Here is a 19,479-nt window from a genome sequence, read left to right as displayed (position 1 = left end):
CTGTCAGGAGGGTGTCATCGGGACCGACCCATCACCGGATCCACACGTGTCGCGATTGTCCTAATAGGTTTACTCGTTGACGTCTGTCCCGCTGGTGCCCGCCGATCCGATCACTGGTGAGCCTTCAGGTATTGGATCGCGAAGTCCGTCATTTTCGCCGCCGCGTCGCACGGCTGGTTGTAATAGGGGTTCAGGGTGCCGAGCTGGGTCTTAACGAAATACACCTGGGTGTTGCTCAACCCGGTCGCGGTGATGCACGCACCCGGCCCTTCGTAGCCGAAGGTGCTCTGGATGGTCGGGTAGCCGTCCACCGCTGGGAGTTTACGGAGTGACGGCGGCCTCCCCTGTGAGACATCGGCGGCGTTGCCGCGGTAGAACTCACTCAATCCATACTTCACTGATCGCCCAGGGCCGCCGACTATTCCGCCGAGGCCGTTGGTGAAGATGAATGCACAGCCGTCGTTCGGGCCGGTCGTGGCGACCATGCCGTTGTTCGGCCTGACCGTCTTGACCGGGCCGCCGAGTGTCTCGATCTGGGCCTGGCTGGGCGCGGCGCACATGTCCTTCAGCAGCGGTGCCGGGTCGAGAGGGTTGGCCACGTTCGGTGCCCCGCCCTGCGGCAACGCCGCGCCCGCCGCGACCGTTGCCATCAGAATGCGATATCGCATTTGTTCGGCCAGGCCGTCGATGTTGATCTAGTAGCCCTTGCCGGTATGGAACCGCGCCTAGGGGTCAGGTCCCCGACGATCTGAGCACGCCCGTTGGGCTGCGACATGCCTCCCCCTCGGATGCTGTCCCACCCGTGTCGTGGAGCAGATTAGCAGCACTCAGAGCACCCGGCGGGTGACTGAGAGTTTCTCTGTGCAGGGGCGGTCGCAGCCAACCTCACTCTTGCGGCGTGAGCAGGACGATCGGGATCACACGGCTCGTCTTCTGCGCGTATTCGTCGTACAGCGGGAAGATCCGCGCCATCTGCGGCCAAAGGCGCTCGCGCTCATCCAGGGAAGCGACGCGGGCGCGACCGGTGAACCGGCGGGTCCCGACCTGCATCCCGACGCTCGGCTCCGCATGGAGGTTCTTGAACCACGCCGGATCCTCGTCCGCGCCACCCTTTGACGCGACGACGACGTAGTCATCCCCTGCGGTGCCGTAGATCAGACAAGTGCGACGTGGCACGCCTGTCTTGCGTCCGGTTGTGACGAGCACGAGTGTCCGCACACCGTCCGATTCGTGTCCCTCGGTGCCGCCCGAGGCCAGATACCTACGGGTCTGCTCAGCGACCCAGTCCCACTGCGAATCGGTGGCGCGATCGAGATCGTCGGCGACAGCCATGGCTCTGATCCTTTCCTCGGTGCTGGTCGCTTCAGTCGAGCGTCGCGGCGAGCCCGACGATGATGCCTTCGGGTCCGCGGACGTAGCAGAGCCGATGGCTGTCCCCGTACCGCACCACCTCGCCCACGAGCTCGGCGCCATGGGGGCGCAGGCGGGCGATAACGTCCTCGATGTCCTCGACCGCGAACATGATCCGGCGAATGCCAAGGGTGTTGACCGGCGCGTTCGGTTCAGCGGTGCTGGCCGCCGGCGTGTGGTATTTCGTCAGCTCGAGCCGTCCGTGGCCGTCCGGGGTCCGTACCATGGCCACGTCGGCCCGGACGCCCTCGAGTCCGACGATGCGGTCCACCCACGACCCCTCGACCGGTGCCTCGCCCTCGAGTTCCAGGCCGAGTTCGACGAAGAACGCGACAGCCGCCGCCAAATCGTCGACGACGATGCTGATGTTGTCCATGCGCTGGATCGTCATGATTGCCTCCTGTGTCGCTCGTACCCCTGGGACGGAGCCGGCGCCACGTTTTCGACATGCCCGCCGAGGCGGGTTTCGCTCAGGCCGTCCGCCGGAGCCAGTACAGGCCGATGATCGGCAGCACCAGCGGGATGAACAGGTAACCCTGCCCGTAGACCGACCACACGGTCGCGTCCGGGAAGGCCTGGCGGTCGAAGATGCTGAACGTGCCGACGGTGAGCACGCCGACTAGTTCGATGCTGCAGGACACCAGTGCCACGCGCCTCGACGTCGAGCCCGAGCGCGCCAGCGCGATCGTGGCGACGATGTAGAACACCGCGGCCACCGCGGAGAGCACGTACGCCAGCGGCGCTTCGTGGAACTTGGTCGCGATCTGCACGCCGGCGCGCGACGTCGCGGCCAGCGCGAAGATCGCGTACACGGCGACGAGGATCCGGCCGGGGCCGGTCGCGGTCTTCTCAGGCACCGGCCCCACCCCAGATCTGCTGCAGCCGCAGCACCATCACCGCGACCGCGATCCCCGCGATGCCGAGGACGGCCGTACTCGAGCGGCTCCGCTCGGCCAGCGACCACAACGTGCCCACGGGCAGCACCACCGGCGAGATGATCAAATACGCCAGGTATGTGGCCAGGCTCCCCGGCTTCTCGCCCTCGACGAGCAGCACGATGCCGACCACGAGCTGCGCGATCACCAGCAGCTCGACCACAGCCAGCCCGGCGAGCAGTGGCTTTCCCGGCTCCCGGTTCCGCGCGGCGAGTACGAAGCTCCATGCCGCCACGAGCAGCGCGGCTGCCGCGACCGTCACCGCGAACCAAGAGATCACGGTCCGCAGCTTAGTTGCGTGCGAACGACTGACGGCGGGCGGCCGAACCGGGCAGCCTAGGCCGGGGCGTGGCCGGGCGCCAGTTGATGGTCCGGACCACCGCGCGTTCGGCCACGGAGAGTGATCATCGCAGGAAATTAACCCACGGGACGGCCGGTTGACCGATCGGCTGAACGGCTGCGAATTGCACGCTGGTCGGCTCAGCAGGCAGGACGAGTCCGGGATGGAATGTTACATCTCGAACGAGTGATGACACCTCACGCTCGGTTTGGTTACTTCTCGGTAATTGGCATTAATCGCTACCTCGAACAGCCGAGTTGTAAACCCTGGTTGGCGGATTGGCTCACGGGGGGCCGGTAGGGGGAAGATTGGCCATCGCGAAAAAAATGAGGGGCGGTGCCGGATGGATCTGGAGTACGAAGCGTACTGCTTCGCGGATCCGCTGTTTTTCGACGAGCAACGTGGTGCCAGTCACGCCGAAGACGATTTCGCCGCCGTGCTCGCCCCGCTGGCCCACGATTGGGTGACATCCGAAAGTGGCGTATGGCGCCATCTTTGCCCGGTGTGGCACGAACTTCCCGACCAGGGATGGAAAATCCACGTCTCGGGCACGCCGTCCAACGTGGATCGCGTGCTCGCCGTCGTGCACCGCCACTGCCTCGCCCGCGACATCGCCTTCAAACATCTCCGCACTCGCGCGATGGTGCTCGCGCACAATTCCAAATACGCGCCGCGCGAGGGAAGTGGAAAGCTCGCGACGATTTACCCGAAAGACGAAAAGGAACTGGAAAGCACTCTTCTCGCGCTCGATGCGGAACTGAGCGGCGAACCGGGCCCCTACATTCTCAGCGACCTCCGATATGGCGCCGGACCGCTCTACGTCCGGTACGGCGGATTCGCCGAAAGGTGGGTCGAAGCCGGTGGCCGGCGCGTACTGGCGGTCCGCAAACCCGACGGCATGCTGGTGCCCGACGAGCGGCGGCCGGTTTTTCACCTGCCGGATTGGGTCGAACTGCCGGAATGTCTGGCGCCGCACCTGGCCGCGCGGCGGTCCGGTGATCCCCGGCAGTTCCCGTACCGCGTGACCTCTTCGCTGCACTTCTCCAACGGCGGCGGTGTTTACCTCGCCGAGCACAAGGAGACCGGCCGCGAGGTCGTGCTCAAGGAGGCCCGGCCGCACGCCGGCCTCGACCGCGATCACCGGGACGCCGTCGCCCGGCTGCACCGCGAGCACGAGATCCTCGAACGGCTCGAGGGCATCCCGGGCATTCCGGCCGCATACGAGCGCTTCGTCGTCTGGGAGCATCACTTCCTCGCCATGCGCCGGGTCCGCGGCAGGCCGCTGGGCTCGTGGCTCGCCCGCAACTACCCGCTGACCAGGCGCGACGCCGACGAACGCGATCTGCCCGCCTACGCCGACCGTGCGCTGGCGCTGCTCGCCCGGCTCGAGGGCCTGCTCGATGCCGTGCACGAACGCGGCATCGTCTACGGCGACCTGCATCCGATGAACGTGCTGGTCGACGACGACGATCAGGTCTCGCTCGTCGACTTCGAACTGGCCTTCGAGGCGGACGGGCCGGGCAGGCCGACGCTGGGCGCGCCGGGGTTCAAGGCACCGGCCGACCGCTGCGGTTTCGCGATCGACGAGTACGCGCTCGCCGCGCTCAAGCTGTGGATCTTCCTGCCGCTCAACGCGATGCTGGAGTTCGCGCCGGGCAAGTTGCCCGGTTTCGCCGACTTCGCGCGGCGCCGTTTCGGCCTGCCGCCCGCGTACGTGACCGCGGCGCTGGACACCCTCGCGCCGCGCGAGGGCCGCGCCGACACCGAACTGGACAAGGCGGACCCCGACTGGTCGCTCGTGCGCAGGTCGATCGCCGCCGGAATCCTCGCCAGTGCCACCCCGCAGCGCACCGACCGGCTGTTTCCCGGCGACATCGAGCAGTTCCGGGTGGGCGGCGCGTGCTTCGCCGTCGGCGCTGCCGGGATCCTGCACGCACTCCACATCGGCGGCGGGGGACGGCATCCGGAGTACGAGCGGTGGCTCATCGAGTCCGTCCGCCGCGAACCGCCGACGCGACCCGGTTTTCACGACGGCGCACACGGCATCGCGTACGTGCTGGAGAACTTCGGTCACCACGGCGAGGCCGACGAACTCCTGAAAGCCTCGGCCGGGCTGGTCGCCCAGACCGACGACCACGGCCTGTACTCGGGACTGTCCGGCATCGCGCTCAACCTGCTGCACTTCGCCGAGACCAGGGAAGACAAGGGCTTTTTGGCCCAAGCCGTCCGGATCGCCGCGCGGATCGCGGGCCTGCCCGCCGAACCGGTGGGCAAGTTCGCCGAGGCGGGACTGACCAACGGCTGGTCGGGCCCGGCGTTGCTGTTCGTGCGGCTGTACGAGCACACCGGCGACCAGGCCTGGCTCGACCTCGCCGACCGGGCGCTGTGCCGCGATCTCGAGGAATGCGTGACCGGCGACGACGGCTCGCTCCAGGTCCGCGACGGGCAGACCCGCACCTTGCCCTACCTCGGCGTGGGCAGCGCGGGAATCGCGGTCGTCGCCGGTCTGCTCGCCGCCCACCGGCCGGACGCGGAAAGCGCCGCGAAGCTGCCGGGCCTGCGGGAGTCGTGCCGTGGCGAGTTCGTGATCCAGCCCGGCCTGCTGCACGGGCGGGCGGGGCTGACGCCGGCGCTCGGCCGGGACGAGGCCGAGGCGCAGCTGGCCCGGCTCGCGTGGCACGCCGTGCCCTACGGCGGGGGCATCGCCTTCCCCGGCAACAGGTTGCTCCGTTTGTCGATGGACGTCGCCACCGGCGGCGCGGGTGTGCTGCTCGCGCTCGCCGCGCTCGACGGCGCCCCCGCGCTGCCGTTCCTCGGCGGCCCAAGGACTCCGGCCGTGTCGGGCCGGGGAAGGTGAAAGAAGAAAGGTAAGAGAGATGGATCTGGTTCTCGACCTGCAGGCCATGGAGGCGCCGGAAGCGATGGAGGGCCACGGTGGTCACGGCCATGGCTGCCCGATCAGCAACCTGAGCCTGCTGGCGGCATGCGCGCACAGCACGTTGAGCCTGCTCGGCTGTTACTGACATCTGCCCGGAGGCGGGAGCGGCGCAGGCCAAGTGCGCCGCTCCCGCGCCCATTCTCGCACCGGTCGGGTGCGGAACCCCGCGAGATACGGAAAGGACGAACGCGATGAGCCGCGGCCGCGATCGGTTGTCCACCCGACCGGCGCCGCGACCGAGACACCGCGAACCGTCGCGCCGAGGGGGCGCGACGGCCGTGGGGTGGCCGCGGTGAGCCGCGCAGGCGACGGGCTGCTGTCCGAGGTCGCGCGTCTCAACCGCGGCCGAACGGTGCTCATCGTGCTGATCACGGTGCTCGCGGCCGGGGCGGGACTGCTACTGCCCGGCGCGCTCGCCGCCGCCGTCGACTCGGCGATCTCCGGACGGCTCAGCCGGCCGCACGTGTCGTGGGTGCTCGCGCTCGGGCTCGCCGAAGTCCTCGCCGAGGTCATCGGCGGCATCCTCACCGTCCGCGCGACCAGCAGCGCCACCGCCTGGCTACGCCGCACGCTCGCCGACCGCCTGCTCGCGCTCGGCCTGCGCTCCCGCTTCAGCGAGGGCGACGCGCTCAGCCGCCTCACCGGTGACTGCCACAGCGCGGGCGCCCTCACCTCGATCCTCGTGCAGCTGGGCTCGTCGGTCGTGGTCAGCGCCGGGGCGGTGACCCTGCTCGCGCTGCTGGACCTGCGGCTCGCGCTCGTGTTCGTCGCCGGTGTTCCGGTCGCGATGTTCATCGCCCGCTCGCATCTTCGCCACACCGCCGACGACATCCTCACCTACCAGGAGGTCTCCGGCGAACTGTCCGCCCGGCTGCTCGACGCGATGCACGGCCGGCGCACCATCGCCGCGTCCGGCACCGCCGACCGCGAGGCCGGACGCGTCCTGCGCCCGCTGCCCGACCTGGCCGCCGCGGGTGCCGGAATGTGGCGCACGCAGGCCCGCATGGTGTGGCGCGCCGCGCTGCTGTTGCCCGCGGTCGAACTGATCGTGCTGATCGCGGCCGGTCTCGCCGTCTACAACGGACGGCTCACGATCGGCGAGATGCTCGCCGCGCTCGGCTACGTCGCGCTCGGCATGAGCCTGGTCCGCCAGATCCCGCTGCTGACCATGCTGACCAGAGCGCGCTCGTGCGCGCATCGCATCGCCGAAGTGCTCGCCGAACCCGTGTCACCGGCGGGAAAGCTGCTGGGCCCGCTGGGCACGGGCACGATCGCCACCGAGGACATCACGATCCCGGGTGGCACCTTCGTCGCCGTGGTCGGCCGTTCGGGTTCCGGAAAGTCCACTTTGGTCGCCCAGCTCGGCGGCCTCGTCCCGGCCCACGTCCGGCTCGACGGCATGCCCCTCGAGCGCATCCGGCCGGAGGAACTGCGCACGCTGATCTCCTACGCGTTCGAACGGCCCGCGCTCATCGGCGCCACGGTGGCCGACGCGGTCGGCTACGGCACCTGGTCCGGCCGCACCGCGGTACGCGAGGCGTGCCGTGCCGCGCAGGTGCACGACCTCATCGTGCGACTGCCCGGCGGCTACGACACTCCGCTGACCGAAACCCCGTTGTCCGGCGGGGAAGCGCAGCGCATCGGCCTTGCCCGCGCGCTCGTGCGGCAGCCGAGGGTGCTGATCCTCGACGACGCCACCGCGAGCCTGGACACCGTCACCGAGTCCTTTGTGGACGATGCCATCACCGGGCTCGGCTGCACCCGGATCATGGTCACCCACCGCCCGGCGACCGCCGCGCGGGCGGATCTCGTGCTGTGGATGGAAAAAGGCCGCATCCGCGCGATGGCGCCGCACGAGCGGCTGTGGGGCAACCCCGGGTACCGGGCGGTGTTCGAATGAGGCTCTACCGGACCACACTGGCCGCGCAGTGGCGTGGCGCGCTCGCGCTGGCCGCGTGCTCCATCGCCGAGGGGCTGCCCGCGTTCGTGTCCGGCAGGCTCGTGCAGCAGTCGGTGGACCGCGGTTTCGCGGCGCGCGACCCCTACACCGGTGTGCTGTGGCTGCTGGTGTTCGGCGTGGTCGCGCTCATCGGCGCGTTCGGCACCCGGCTCGTCTGGCGGCAGCTCGGCACGCTCGTCGAACCCGTGCGCGACGCGCTGGTCACCGCCGTCGTGCGCGGGGTGTTGCACGATCCGTCGCCGCCGCGCAACCAGCCGGACGCGAGCGCGGTCGCGCGCATCACCCAACACGTCGAGGTGGTCCGCGACGCCACCGCCGGACTGCTGGTGCAGGCGCGGGGCATGCTCGTGACCACGGGTGCCGCGCTGATCGGGCTGCTCACCATCGCCGGGGAGCTGGCATGGCTGGTCGCGATCCCGGTCGTGCTCGCGCTCGTGCTGTTCGCGTGCCTGCTGCCGACGCTGACCCGGCGGCAGCGTGCCGTCACGATGGCCGACGAGGGCACCGCGGAGGTGGCCGGGACGGTGCTCGTCGGCATGCGCGACGTGGTGGCCAGCGGCGGCGAGTCGGTCGCGGCGCTCGAACTGCACGACGTGATCGACCGGCAGGCGAAGGCGGCGACCCGGATGGCGAACGCGACCGGCTTGCGCACGCTGGTGATCGCGCTCGGCGGGCTGGTGCCGCTGGTCCTGGTGCTGCTCGTCGCGCCGGGCATGGTCGCCGCCGGCAGGCTGACGGCCGGTGCCGCGCTGGGCTCCCTCGTCTACCTCTCGACGAGTCTCCAGCCCGCGCTGCAGGGGCTCGCCGCGACTTCGAGCACCGTCATCCTCCGGCTGATGGTGGCGCTGCGCCGGATCGAGGAGGTCACGGTCATCCCGCCGGAACGCGCGGGCACCGGCACCCCGAGGGACGAGACGGTCGAGGCGCGCGGGCTGACCTTCGGCTGGGGACGGCATGCCGAACCGATCGTGCGCGATCTCGACCTGCGGCTGCGCGCCGGCGATCATCTCGCGGTCGTCGGCCCGAGTGGAATCGGCAAATCGACATTGGCCGCATTGCTGACCGGCATGGTCGCGCCGCAGGCCGGACTCGTGCTGCTCGGCGGGGTGCCGGTGCGCGAGGTGCGGCCGTCGTTGCTGCACAAGCTGGTCGCGCTGGTGCCGCAGGAGACCTACCTGTTCGCGGGCACGGTGCGGGAGAACCTGGCGTTGTTCGCGCCGCGCGCCACCGACGAGCAATTGCTGGAGGCCGTGCGCGCCGTGCACGCGGACGAGGTCGTCGCGCGCCTCGGCGGGCTCTATGGCGGAGTCACCGACCTGTCCGCGGGCGAGGCGCAGTTGCTCGGGCTCGCGCGGGTGTACGCGAGCCCGGCACTGGTGGTGATCCTCGACGAGGCGACCTCGAACCTCGATCCCGCCGCCGAAGCACGCGCGGAACGCGCCTTCACCGAACGCGACGGCATCCTGATCGTCATCGCGCACCGGCTTTCCTCGGCGGTTCGGGCGAAGCGGGTGCTGGTCATGGACGGCCGGGAGACCCTGCTCGGCAGCCACGAGGAGCTGCTGAACAGCTCGCCCCGCTACGCCGCGCTCATGCGGGCGTGGACGGATCCGGTGGCGGTTTGAGCGCCTCCAGGCAGGCTCGCAGCTGACCGTCCACGCGCACCGGCCGCCGCGTCGACCGGTCCACGAAGACGTGCACGAAATGCCCCTCGGCGATGACCCGGCCCTCGTGGTGGATGCCGATCTCGTACCGCACGCTCGAATTGCCGAGGTGGGCGACGCGCAGGCCCACGGACAGGACGTCCGGGAACGACACCGAGCCGTGGTAATTGCAGTGCGACTCCACGCACAAGCCGATCACCGGGCTCTTCTCGATGTCGAGCCCGCCCCGCTCGATGAGCCACGTGTTGATCACCGTGTCCATCAGCGCGTAGTGCACGACGTTGTTGACGTGCCCGTAGACGTCGTTGTCCTTCCAGCGGGTCGGGACCTGCTGCCAGTGCTGATATCGGCTCACCACAGGCTCACAGACCGCCGGAAGATGCCCGCCAGGTCGTCCTCGGTGGTCGCACGCGGTGCCGTCGCCAGCAGCCGCTGCTGCTTGACCGTGCCTTCGACCAGACTGTCCACGTCGGACTCGCTGTAGCCGACGGCCCCGATCCCGTTCGGGATCCCGATCCGCGACATCAGCGAACGCAGCACCGTCGGCAGGTAGTCGGCGTCGTCGTTCGGCCGCTCGACGTCGGGCCCGAGCAGTCGCGCGACCCGCAGGTGCCGCTCCGGTGCGGCCTCGAAGGTGAACCGGAACGCCTCGGGCGCGGTCAGCGACACCGCCATTCCGTGCGGCACAAGCGGTTCCTCCGGCGGGTAGCCGTCCGGCACGAAGTCACGGACCTGGCCCGCGATCGGATAGGCGTTGGCATGCGGAATGTGCACACCCGCGTTGCCGAAGCCCATCCCGGCGAACGTGGCCGCGAGCGAGAGGTTCTCGCGCGCCCGCAGATCGTCCCCGTTCGCGACGGCCGCGGGCAGCGCGTCCCGCAGCAGCGTCAGCGCACGCTCGGCGAACATGTCGGCGACCGGGTTCGCCCCGCAGTAGGGCACGCGCTGCTCGGGCTTCTTGCGCTCGAACTGCGTGTACTCCTTGGCCGTGTAGCTCTCCGCGGCGTGACAGAGGATGTCCATGCCGCTCGCGGCGGTCACCCCGGCCGGCTGCGTGATGGTCAGCTGCGGATCGACCACGGCGAGCGTCGGCCGCAGCTTGAGGTGGCTGATGCCGGTCTTGACGCGCAGCGACAGCACGTCCAGCACGCACACCGTGGTGCTCTCGGAACCGGTGCCGGTCGTGGTCGGCACGGCGACCAGTGGTTTGAGCGGGGCGCTCGGTGCCCTGCCGCCGCCGACCGGCGGGTTGATGTAGTCCATCAGCTCGCCGTCGTTGCTGGTCAACAGGTTGACGGCCTTCGCGGTGTCGATGGTGGACCCGCCGCCGACCGCGACGAACGCGTCCCACGGGCCGGTGCCGCGCGCGTACTCGACGGCCTTGCTCATGCTGACGTCGGTCGGTTCGACGTGGACGCCGTCGAAGACCTCCGCGTGCAGTCCGTAGGACTCGAGACCGGTGACTATCCGTTGTGGCCAGCCCGTGGCGGCTATCCCCGGATCGGTGAGCACCAGAACCCGGTTCGCACCGGTCTGCTTGAGGTCGTACCCGATTTCCTCGCTGGCGCCGTTGCCATATTTGAGGGCGGGCGCCCCGTAAGTGAACACGGTTTCGTTCGGCACTCTTCCGAGCTTAGGGGGTTCGGCGCTCTACTCAGAGATGATCGCTTGCCACGGTCGATACCACGATGTCACTTGACCGGACTATTGAACGCTGATTACCTATGACCCATCACGTATCAGCACGCGGGGACCGTTGCGCGCATGGCGGTCCGGGTTTTGGTTCAGGCAGGGGTGCGGCGCGCGTATACCGTGCCCGGCGACTCCTTCCTCGAACTCTTCGACGCCATCCAGGGCGACCCGCAGATGACGCTCGTCCACGCACGGCACGAGCTGGCTTCGGCGTTCATGGCCGAGGCCGAGGGCAAGCTGCGTGACGTGCCCGCTCTGCTGCTCGGCCATCTCGGGCCCGCGGTGATGAACCTGGTCGCCGGGGTGCACAGCGCGTACGAGGACGAGATCCCGCTGCTGGTGGTGATCGCCGATCCACCGTCGCTGAACCTCGTCGGCGGTGGCGGCGACGGTCCCGACCAGCTGGGACTGTTCCGGCCGTACACGAAGTGGATCGCGCGTGCCGAGACCGCGAGCGAGGTGCCGGCGCTGATCGCGGAGGCGCTCGGCGAGGTCCAGCGTGGCCGCCGGGGACCCGCCGTGCTGTCCGTGCCCATGGACTTCTGGGTCGCGCCCTACGACGCCGCGCCGCCCGTCACGGCGCCGCCGCCGAACCGCACGGGCGCGTTGCTGCGCTCGGCGGACGAGGTGGCCGCCCTGCTCTCCGAGGCGCGCTATCCGGTGGTCATCGCGGGCAGCCGCGCCCGGCCGGCGCGTGACGAGCTGATCGCGGCGGCCGACAAGCTGAACTTGAGCGTCTACAACGCGTTCCGCCGGCAGGACGCGTTCCCGGAGACCCATCCCCGCTACGCCGGGCACCTCGGCATCGGCATCCCGCAGCAGCAGCTCGACGCGCTCGACCGCGCCGACGTCGTGCTCGCGATCGGCACCCGGCTGGACGAGGTGACCACGCAGAACTACCGGTACCCCTCGTCGAGCCAGACCCTCGTCGTCGTCGGTACCAGCCCGGTGCCGTCCCGGCGGCGCGGGCTGACCCTGCGTATCGAGGCGGAAATCGGCCCGTTCCTGCGTGAGCTGTCCAACGTCGCCGAACCGCGGGCACGCCGCAGTTCGGCGGCGAACGCGGGCACGCACACGTTCATGACCCCGCCCGACACCAGCGGCAGCGTGCTCGTGCAGCCCGCGGAGGTGGTGCGCGCCGTGCGCAACGCGGTGCCCGAGGACACCGTCGTCACCTGCGACTCCAGCAACTTCGCGCAGTTCGTGCACCGGTACTGGTGCTTCACCGAGCCGCACACCCAGCTCGGTCCCGCCGCGCGCACGATGGGCTACGCCGTGCCCGCCGCGGTGGCCGCGAAACTCGCCGCGCCGAGGCGCACGGTGGTGGCGATGGTCGGCGACGCGAGTGTGATGATGACCGGCCAGGAGTTGGAGACCGCGGTGCGGTACCGGGCGCCGGTGATCGTCGTCGCGATCCAGAACGGCCTGTACGGCGAGATCGCGATGCACCAGGCCCGCACGCACGGCCGGCTGTCCGGGGTGGCGGTGCCGACGGTGGACTTCGCGTCGTGGGCGCGTGCGTTCGGCGCGGTCGGCTACACAGTCGAGTCCCCGGAACAGCTGGAGCCGACGGTCAAGCGCGCGTTGCAGCACCAGCGGCCGAGCGTGATCGACGTGCGCACCGATCCCGACGTGGTCAACCCGGACGTCCGGCTGTCCACGCTGTTCCGGGCGAGCCGCTCCGGTTAGCCGTAGACGAGCTTGGCGAGCAGGCGGGTGAGCTGCTCGCGTTCGGTCGTGCTCAGCGGGGCGAGCAGTTCGTCCTCCAGGCCGGCCAGCAGTTCTTCCAGCGTCCCGAGCCGCTCGTGGCCACGCGCGGTGAGCGTGATGATGTTCTGGCGCCGGTCGGCGGGGTTGGGGGCGCGCTCGACGAGCCCGCGTTCGGCGAGTTCGTTGATCACCGCGACGAGATCGCTGCGATAGATGCCGGTGCGTGAGCTCAGCTCCGCCTGGCTCGCGGGACCGAACTCGGCAAGCGTGGCGAGCGCCGCGTAGTGCCATTTCCGCGCGTCGGCGCGGGTGAGCTCCTCGTGCACCCGGCGGTCGGAGCGCGTGGCGGCCAGGGACAGCAGCCGGGTGGGCAGCCGTCGCAGCCGGGCGGCCACGCGCTGCTGGTCGCTCGGGTCGCTCGGTCGTCTTCCTGCACGGCAATCCCGGCTCGTCTCACCTGTGGCGCAAGGTGCTCGCCGCGCTCGACGTGCCCGTCCGGCTGCTGGCACCCGATCTCGTCGGAATGGGCAGATCCGGCAAGCCGGACATCGGCTACCGGTTCACCGGCGGCGTGCTGCGTCCCGTCGCCGAAGCCGATCTGGCCACCTACCTCGCGCCCTACCCGACGCGGGCGAGCCGCCGTCCGATCCTCGAATGGGCGCGGTCGATGCCGCTGGACGGGCAACCGCCGGATTGTCGCCGAGCGTGTCGCCCGGTACGGCAAGTGGCTCGCGAACAGCGGCGACGTGCCCAAGCTGCTTCTCACGTTCGACTCGTCACCGACCTTGTCGATCGGACAGGACATGGCCGCCTGGTGTGCCGCGAACATCGCCGCCTTGACGACGCATCATTGCGGTCCCGCAGGTCATCACGCCCCCGAGGACCAACCGGAGGCCGTCGCGACGGCGATCGCGGCGTGGTTCGCCGAAAAGATGATCCTTACTTGAACTGTACAATCCGTGTGTGGGCTGCTCGCTTTCGCGCGAGCGCTCCCGTACCGTCGGGATTTCGTTGCGAATTCCCAAAATATGAAACTGGTCTCGCCGCATGTCTGTGGAAACCCCCGTCCGCAAACCCAAACCGATCATTTCGGGTACCCGTTCACTGCCCGAGCACATTCTGGTCAAAGTATTCGTTCTGCTGCCGCTGGTCGCGCTCACGGCCGCGGTGCCATTCGCCTGGGGATGGGGGCTGTCCTGGCTGGACATCGGGCTCGGCGCGGCCTTCTTCGTGGTGTCCGGACTCGGCGTGACCGCCGGGTACCACCGGCACTTCACGCACGGCTCGTTCAAGGCGAAGCGGCCGCTGCGGATCGCGCTCGCGATCGCGGGGAACCTCTCCGCGCAGGGCCCCGCGATCACCTGGGTCGCCGACCACCGGCGTCACCACGCGTTCTCCGACCGGGTGGGCGACCCGCACTCGCCGTGGCTGTTCGGCACCGGCCCGAAGGCACTGGCCAAGGGCTTCTGGCACGCGCACATGGGCTGGCTGTTCGAGCGTGAGGTGACCAACGCCGAGCGGTTCGCCCCGGACCTGCTCGCCGACCGCGACGTCCGCACCGTCGACCGGCTCTTCCCGCTGTGGATCGCGCTGACCTTCCTGCTGCCCGGCATCCTCGGCGGCCTGCTGACCTGGTCGGTCTGGGGCGGGGTGACCGCCTTGTTCTGGGCCGGGTTCGTCCGCGTCGCGCTGCTGCACCACGTCACGTGGTCGGTGAACTCGATCTGCCACATGATCGGCGAGCGCCCGTTCGCCAGCCGGGACAAGGCGGCGAACTTCTGGCCGCTGGCGATCTTCTCCTTCGGCGAGTCCTGGCACAACCTGCACCACGCCGACCCGACCTGCGCCCGGCACGGCGTCAAGCGCGGTCAGATCGACATCACGGCCCGGCTGATCTGGATCTTCGAGAAGCTCGGCTGGGCGAGCCAGGTTCGCTGGCCGACCCCCAAGCGACTCAGCCGGTTGGCGCTCGAGCCCGATCTGTGATGTACTGGTCACGGTCTCAAGCTTTTGTGTTCGTGTTAAACCCACGCTCGCAAGACTTAGCGGGCGTAGTGGTTTCCCATTCGGGAGAGCAAACCGTCTCGCAGTGACCCGGAGCATCGAAACGGTGCTCTGTTGCTTGCTGTATTTGGAGAATATTTTTATGGTTCAGGGCACTGTGAAGTGGTTCAACTCCGAGAAGGGGTTCGGCTTCATCACTCCCGACAACGGTGGCGGCGACGTCTTCGTGCACTACTCGGAAATCGAGGGTCGCGGTTTCCGCAGCCTCGAGGAGAACGCGCGCGTTCAGTTCGAGATCGGCCAGGGCCAGAAGGGCCCGCAGGCCACCTCGGTCTCAGTTCTCTAAGGTAAGACTTCGAGATTGGGCGAATCCTGCTCGCGCAGGCGCTTCGCCGGTATCTCTTCACCGAGCCTTCTGAGGGTCGAACCCCCAGACCCCCGCCAGGGGGCAAGCCCCCTGGATCCCGGGGAAAGGCCGTAGGCTTCGAAACCGGCCCCCGTCTCAGCTGAGGCGGGGGCCGGTTTCGTGCTGCAACCCCGTGCAACTCTTTCGTCCCGCGCCGGCGAGGTGTCCCATTGAGGTGTGACACCGAGCACAGTCGGCATCGTGGCGAACCCGGCCTCCGGACGCGACATCCGGCGGCTGGTCGCCAAGGCGTCGGTGTTCCCGACCGCCGAGAAGGCCAACATGGTGCAGCGCACGCTCACCGCGCTGCACTCGGTCGGCGTGTCCCGCGTGCTGCTGTCCACCGACCTCGGCGGGATCTCCGCGGCGGTCCTCCGCGCGCTGCGCACCCGGCGCGATCCCTGGCCCGACGTCGAGTTCTGTGATCAGGATCCGCTGACCGAGTCCGCGCAGGACACCACCAACGCCGTCCACCGGATGATCGCCGCCGGCGCCCGCGTGATCATCTGCCTCGGCGGCGACGGCACCGCGCGCGTGGCCGCCGCCGCGTGCGGGGACGTGCCCCTGCTGCCGCTGTCCACCGGCACCAACAACGCCTTCCCGCAGATGCGCGAGGCCACCGTCGCGGGGCTGGCGGCCGGCCTGGTCGCGAGCGGCGAGGTCGACGCGACCCGCCGCGCCGCCGTCCTCGAAGTGACCGCGGGTGACCAGGTCGAACTCGCGCTCGTGGACGTCTGCGGTGCGGTCTCGCCGTATGTCGGGTCCCGTGCGCTGTGGGAACCCGGCGGGCTGACCGAACTCTTCTGCGCGTTCGCCGAACCGGACGCGATCGGCCTGTCCAGCGTCGCCGGTCAGCTGTGCCCGAGCGCCCGCGACGATCCGGACGGTGTCGCGATCCGCTTCGCGCCGCCCGAGCGGGCGCGCTGGGTCGTGCACGCGCCCATCGCGCCCGGCCTCGTCGTCCCCGTCGGCGTGCGCGAGTGCCGCGCGCTGCCCGCCGGCGAACGGGTCGACCTCGAACCGTGCGGAGTGATCGCCGTCGACGGCGAACGCGAGATCGAGCGCACCGCGGGCGCCTCGGTCCGGCTGCGGCTGGACGGACCCCGCTGTGTGGACGTCACCGCCGCTTTGACCGAAGCGGCGTCGAAGGGGTTGTTCACGAGAGAAAGGACTGTCAACGATGACGGATACCTTGCCGACGCCGGCGGCGCCCGGCCTTGACGCCGACGCGCTGCTCGACGCCTACCGGATGATGCGCACCATCCGCGCCTTCGAGGAGCGGGTACACGACGAGTTCGCGACCGGTGAGATTCCGGGCTTCGTGCACCTCTACGCGGGCGAGGAGGCATCGGCGACCGGGGTGTGCATGCACCTCGACGACCGCGACTCGATCGCGAGCACGCACCGTGGCCACGGGCACTGCATCGCCAAGGGGGTGGACGTCAAGGCGATGATGGCCGAGATCTACGGCCGCAAGACCGGTTCCTGCCACGGCAAGGGCGGCTCGATGCACATCGCCGACCTGTCCAAGGGCATGCTCGGCGCGAACGGCATCGTCGGCGGTGGCCCGCCGCTGATCTGCGGCACCGCGCTCGCCGCGAAGCAGCAGGGCACCGGCGGCATCGGCGTCGCGTTCTTCGGTGACGGCGCGAGCAACCAGGGCACGACGCTGGAGGCGCTGAACCTCGCGTCGGTGTGGAACCTGCCCGCGGTCTTCGTCGCCGAGAACAACGGCTACGCCGAGGCCACCTCGTCCACCTGGTCGGTGGCCGCGGACAACATCGCCGACCGCGCCGCCGGGTTCGGGATGCCGGGTGTGATCGTGGACGGATTCGACTTCTTCGCGGTGTACGAGGCCGCAGGCGAGGCGATCCGCCGGGCGCGCGAAGGCGGCGGGCCGACGTTGATCGAGGTCAAGTTCACCCGTTACTTCGGGCATTTCGAGGGTGACCAGCAGACCTACCGTGCCGGCGAGGTAGCCGACGCCCGCGACCGGCTGGACTGCCTCAAGCGGTTCCGCGGCAGGGTCACCGAGACCGGTCAGCTCGAAGAATCCACTTTGGACTCCGTGGACACGCAGGTCGCCGACCTGATCGACGCCGCCGTCGAGGAGGCCAAGGCCGCCCCCAAACCCACCTCCGACGATCTCGAAACCGACGTCTACGTCTCGTACTGAAAGGCACGGTCATGGCACGCACGATCAGCTACCGCGAAGCGATCAACGAGGCGCTCACGCAGGAGATGGAACGCGATCCGGCCGTCATCATCATGGGCGAGGACAACGCGGGCGGCGCGGGCAGCCCCGGTGACGACGACGCCTGGGGCGGCGTTCTCGGTGTCACCAAAGGGCTTTACCACCGCTTCCCCGGCCGGGTGCTGGACACGCCGATCACCGAGTCGGCGTTCATCGGTGCCGCGATCGGCGCCGCCACGCGCGGAATGCGGCCGGTGGCCGAGCTGATGTTCATCGACTTCCTCGGCGTCTGCTTCGACCAGATCTTCAACCAGGCGGCCAAGTTCCGCTACATGTTCGGTGGTAAGGCCGAGACACCGGTGGTGATCCGCACCATGTACGGCGCCGGTCTGCGCGCGGCCGCGCAGCACTCGCAGGCGTTGTACCCGATCTTCACCCACATCCCCGGGCTGAAGGTGGTCGTCCCGTCCAGCCCGTACGAGGCGAAGGGGCTGCTGATCCAGTCCATTCGGGACAACGACCCGGTGATCTTCTGCGAGCACAAGGCCATGTACGACACCTCGGGCGAGGTGCCGGAGGACAGCTACACGATTCCCTTCGGTGAGGCAAACGTGGTGCGCGACGGCGACGACGTGACGATCGTCGCGATCGGCCGGATGGTCTCGGTCGCCGAAGCGGCCGCTGCCGAACTGGCGAGCGCCGGGGTCGAGGCGGAGATCCTCGACCCGCGCACGACGAGCCCGCTGGACACCGACACGATCCTGGAAAGCGTCGAGAACACCGGGCGGCTCGTCGTGGTCGACGAGGCGACACCGCGGTGCAATCTGGCCACCGACATCTCCGCGCTGGTGGCGAAGGAGGCCTTCGGTGCGTTGCGCGCACCGATCGAGATGGTCACCGCGCCGCACACGCCGGTGCCGTTCTCCGATGCGCTGGAGGACCTCTACATCCCGGACGCGCAACGCGTCGTCAATGCGGCCAAGGCGGTCATGGAGTGGCAGCGCTGATGGACGAACGCATCGCGAAGGTCGTCATGCCCAAATGGGGCCTGTCGATGACCAGCGGCAAGGTCACCGAGTGGATCGCGAGCGAGGGCGACGAGATCGCCGACGGCGACGAACTCGCCGACATCGACACCGACAAGATCACCGGCTCGCTGGAGGCCTCCGACGAGGGCGTGCTGCGGCGGGTGATCGCCGGGGTCGGCGAGGACGTACCGGTCGGCGGGACGATCGCGCTGATCGCGCCCGCCGACGTGCCGGAGGAGGAGATCGAGCAGGCCGCGCGCCTGGCCCGCGAGGAGATCGACTCCGGTGCGGTCGCCGAGGTCGCCGGGCCGGTCACCGGCACCGTGCAGGTCGACGGCAGAACGCTGTCGTACGCCACCCTCGGCGAGGGCGAGGAACAGGTCGTGCTCGTGCACGGGTACGGCGGCGACAAGAACTCCTGGCTGTTCGTGCAGGAACCGCTGTCCGAAGGCCGCACCGTGCACGCGCTCGACCTGCCCGGGCACGGCGAGTCCACCAAGGACGTCGGCGACGGCTCGCTCGACACGCTGGCGAACGCGGTGCTCGGTTTCCTTGCAAAGAAGGAGATCCCGCGGGCGCATCTGGTCGGGCATTCCCTCGGTGGTGCGGTCGTGGTCGCCGTCGCGGCCAAGGCGCCGGAGAAGGTCGCGTCGCTGACACTGGTGGCACCGGCCGGTTTCGGCAAGGACGTCAACGCCGACTACCTGCGTGGTTTCGCCGCCGCGTCGTCACGGCGTGCACTGAAGCCGCACCTGACGGCGTTGTTCGCCGATCCGTCGCAGGCCACCCGGCAGCTGGCCGACGACCTGATGAAGTACAAACGGCTCGACGGCGTCGACAAGGCGCTCAACACCTTGCTCGACACGTTGCTGGCCCCGCTCGACGTGACCCCGCTCATGTCCAAAGTGGACGTGCCGGTGCGGGTGGTGTGGGGACGGCAGGACGCGGTGCTGCCCGCGGCGCACGGGGCCGCGCTGGCGAACGTGCGGTACGTGGAGGGCGCCGGTCACATGGTGCACATGGAGTCCCCCAATTCCGTGGTGGAGGCATTCACTAGCCCTAACGAGTGACTCAAGCAGGAAACCGGCGAGACACAAACGAATAACGGCTGCTGCGATCCGGCGAAGATCCACGTCAGCGCCAGGGAACCGATGGGAGTCGATGGCGGCCCACATGTCGACTCGGATACCTTCTCCTG

20 protein-coding genes are annotated in these 19,479 nt (G+C 69.4%); 12 read left to right on the top strand and 8 right to left on the bottom strand.

Annotation, left to right across the window (positions count from 1 at the left end):
• Positions 1–110: 110 nt before the first annotated feature.
• The 5 genes from HFP15_RS21240 to HFP15_RS21220 form a co-directional block, all read right to left on the bottom strand.
• On the bottom strand, positions 111–650 hold the full coding sequence (locus HFP15_RS21240; RefSeq protein ID WP_168518308.1) for a DUF3558 family protein: 540 nt from the start codon (positions 648–650) through the stop codon (positions 111–113).
• Between the two features lie 235 nt (positions 651–885).
• Positions 886–1,332, bottom strand: coding sequence for a nitroreductase family deazaflavin-dependent oxidoreductase (locus HFP15_RS21235; protein ID WP_168518306.1), 447 nt, complete (start codon positions 1,330–1,332; stop codon positions 886–888).
• Between the two features lie 31 nt (positions 1,333–1,363).
• On the bottom strand, positions 1,364–1,801 hold the full coding sequence (locus tag HFP15_RS21230; protein WP_168518304.1) for a VOC family protein: 438 nt from the start codon (positions 1,799–1,801) through the stop codon (positions 1,364–1,366).
• A 79-nt stretch (positions 1,802–1,880) separates the two neighbouring features.
• The gene (locus tag HFP15_RS21225; protein ID WP_168518401.1) at positions 1,881–2,234 is read right to left on the bottom strand and encodes a hypothetical protein; all 354 of its coding nucleotides are present in this window, start codon (positions 2,232–2,234) and stop codon (positions 1,881–1,883) included.
• 25 nt (positions 2,235–2,259) lie between these two features.
• On the bottom strand, positions 2,260–2,625 hold the full coding sequence (locus tag HFP15_RS21220) for a hypothetical protein (RefSeq protein WP_168518302.1): 366 nt from the start codon (positions 2,623–2,625) through the stop codon (positions 2,260–2,262).
• Positions 2,626–3,028: 403 nt separating this feature from the next.
• Here HFP15_RS21220 and lanKC point away from each other — a divergent pair, with 403 nt between their 5' ends.
• From lanKC to HFP15_RS21200, 4 genes are all read left to right on the top strand, one after another.
• Complete coding sequence (gene lanKC / locus HFP15_RS21215) at positions 3,029–5,542, top strand: class III lanthionine synthetase LanKC (RefSeq protein ID WP_168518299.1); 2,514 nt, start codon at positions 3,029–3,031, stop codon at positions 5,540–5,542.
• 19 nt (positions 5,543–5,561) lie between these two features.
• A complete protein-coding gene (locus HFP15_RS21210; protein WP_168518297.1) occupies positions 5,562–5,708 on the top strand; it encodes a SapB/AmfS family lanthipeptide in 147 nt (48 codons plus the stop codon).
• Between the two features lie 207 nt (positions 5,709–5,915).
• On the top strand, positions 5,916–7,523 hold the full coding sequence (locus HFP15_RS21205; RefSeq protein WP_168518295.1) for an ABC transporter ATP-binding protein: 1,608 nt from the start codon (positions 5,916–5,918) through the stop codon (positions 7,521–7,523).
• Positions 7,520–9,208 (top strand): ABC transporter ATP-binding protein, encoded by a 1,689-nt coding sequence (locus HFP15_RS21200; protein WP_168518293.1) that lies wholly within the window; start codon positions 7,520–7,522, stop codon positions 9,206–9,208. Before HFP15_RS21205 ends, HFP15_RS21200 begins: the two co-directional genes overlap by 4 nt.
• On the opposite strand, the gene HFP15_RS21195 is transcribed toward HFP15_RS21200, so the two are convergent.
• On the bottom strand, positions 9,174–9,605 hold the full coding sequence (locus HFP15_RS21195; protein WP_376768883.1) for an acyl-CoA thioesterase: 432 nt from the start codon (positions 9,603–9,605) through the stop codon (positions 9,174–9,176). The two genes, HFP15_RS21200 and HFP15_RS21195, sit on opposite strands and share 35 nt — an antisense overlap.
• Positions 9,599–10,870 carry a hydroxyacid-oxoacid transhydrogenase gene (locus HFP15_RS21190; protein WP_168518289.1) on the bottom strand — a complete coding sequence of 424 codons (1,272 nt, stop codon included), beginning with the start codon at positions 10,868–10,870 and terminating at the stop codon, positions 9,599–9,601. The genes HFP15_RS21195 and HFP15_RS21190 overlap by 7 nt, the downstream gene beginning before the upstream one ends.
• 141 nt (positions 10,871–11,011) lie before the next feature.
• Here HFP15_RS21190 and HFP15_RS21185 point away from each other — a divergent pair, with 141 nt between their 5' ends.
• Complete coding sequence (locus HFP15_RS21185) at positions 11,012–12,628, top strand: thiamine pyrophosphate-binding protein (protein ID WP_168518287.1); 1,617 nt, start codon at positions 11,012–11,014, stop codon at positions 12,626–12,628.
• Here HFP15_RS21185 and HFP15_RS21180 read toward each other — a convergent pair.
• The gene (locus tag HFP15_RS21180; protein WP_168518285.1) at positions 12,625–13,044 is read right to left on the bottom strand and encodes a MarR family winged helix-turn-helix transcriptional regulator; all 420 of its coding nucleotides are present in this window, start codon (positions 13,042–13,044) and stop codon (positions 12,625–12,627) included. The genes HFP15_RS21185 and HFP15_RS21180 overlap by 4 nt on opposite strands.
• A 351-nt stretch (positions 13,045–13,395) precedes the next feature.
• Between HFP15_RS21180 and HFP15_RS42895 the strand changes: the two genes are divergently transcribed.
• The 7 genes from HFP15_RS42895 (at position 13,396) to HFP15_RS21145 (ending at position 19,351) form a co-directional block, all read left to right on the top strand.
• Positions 13,396–13,596, top strand: coding sequence for a hypothetical protein (locus tag HFP15_RS42895; RefSeq protein WP_246271891.1), 201 nt, complete (start codon positions 13,396–13,398; stop codon positions 13,594–13,596).
• A 100-nt stretch (positions 13,597–13,696) separates the two neighbouring features.
• On the top strand, positions 13,697–14,635 hold the full coding sequence (locus HFP15_RS21170) for an acyl-CoA desaturase (RefSeq protein WP_168518283.1): 939 nt from the start codon (positions 13,697–13,699) through the stop codon (positions 14,633–14,635).
• A gap of 160 nt (positions 14,636–14,795) precedes the next feature.
• A complete protein-coding gene (locus HFP15_RS21165; protein ID WP_168518281.1) occupies positions 14,796–14,999 on the top strand; it encodes a cold-shock protein in 204 nt (67 codons plus the stop codon).
• Positions 15,000–15,236: 237 nt separating this feature from the next.
• Positions 15,237–16,280: an ATP-NAD kinase family protein gene (locus HFP15_RS21160; protein ID WP_168518278.1), complete on the top strand. Its 1,044-nt coding sequence runs from the start codon at positions 15,237–15,239 to the stop codon at positions 16,278–16,280.
• The gene (locus HFP15_RS21155; protein ID WP_168518276.1) at positions 16,240–17,235 is read left to right on the top strand and encodes a thiamine pyrophosphate-dependent dehydrogenase E1 component subunit alpha; all 996 of its coding nucleotides are present in this window, start codon (positions 16,240–16,242) and stop codon (positions 17,233–17,235) included. The genes HFP15_RS21160 and HFP15_RS21155 overlap by 41 nt, the downstream gene beginning before the upstream one ends.
• Before the next feature lie 11 nt (positions 17,236–17,246).
• Complete coding sequence (locus HFP15_RS21150) at positions 17,247–18,260, top strand: alpha-ketoacid dehydrogenase subunit beta (protein WP_168518274.1); 1,014 nt, start codon at positions 17,247–17,249, stop codon at positions 18,258–18,260.
• A complete protein-coding gene (locus HFP15_RS21145) occupies positions 18,260–19,351 on the top strand; it encodes an acetoin dehydrogenase dihydrolipoyllysine-residue acetyltransferase subunit (protein ID WP_168518272.1) in 1,092 nt (363 codons plus the stop codon). The genes HFP15_RS21150 and HFP15_RS21145 overlap by 1 nt, the downstream gene beginning before the upstream one ends.
• Positions 19,352–19,479: the final 128 nt, after the last annotated feature.

Origin of the sequence: Amycolatopsis acididurans, assembly GCF_012328925.1 — a bacterium.
Classification (GTDB): Bacteria; Actinomycetota; Actinomycetes; order Mycobacteriales; family Pseudonocardiaceae; genus Amycolatopsis_E; species Amycolatopsis_E acididurans.
Note: the sequence above shows the minus strand (reverse complement) of the source record. Positions and strands in the feature narration are given on the sequence as shown.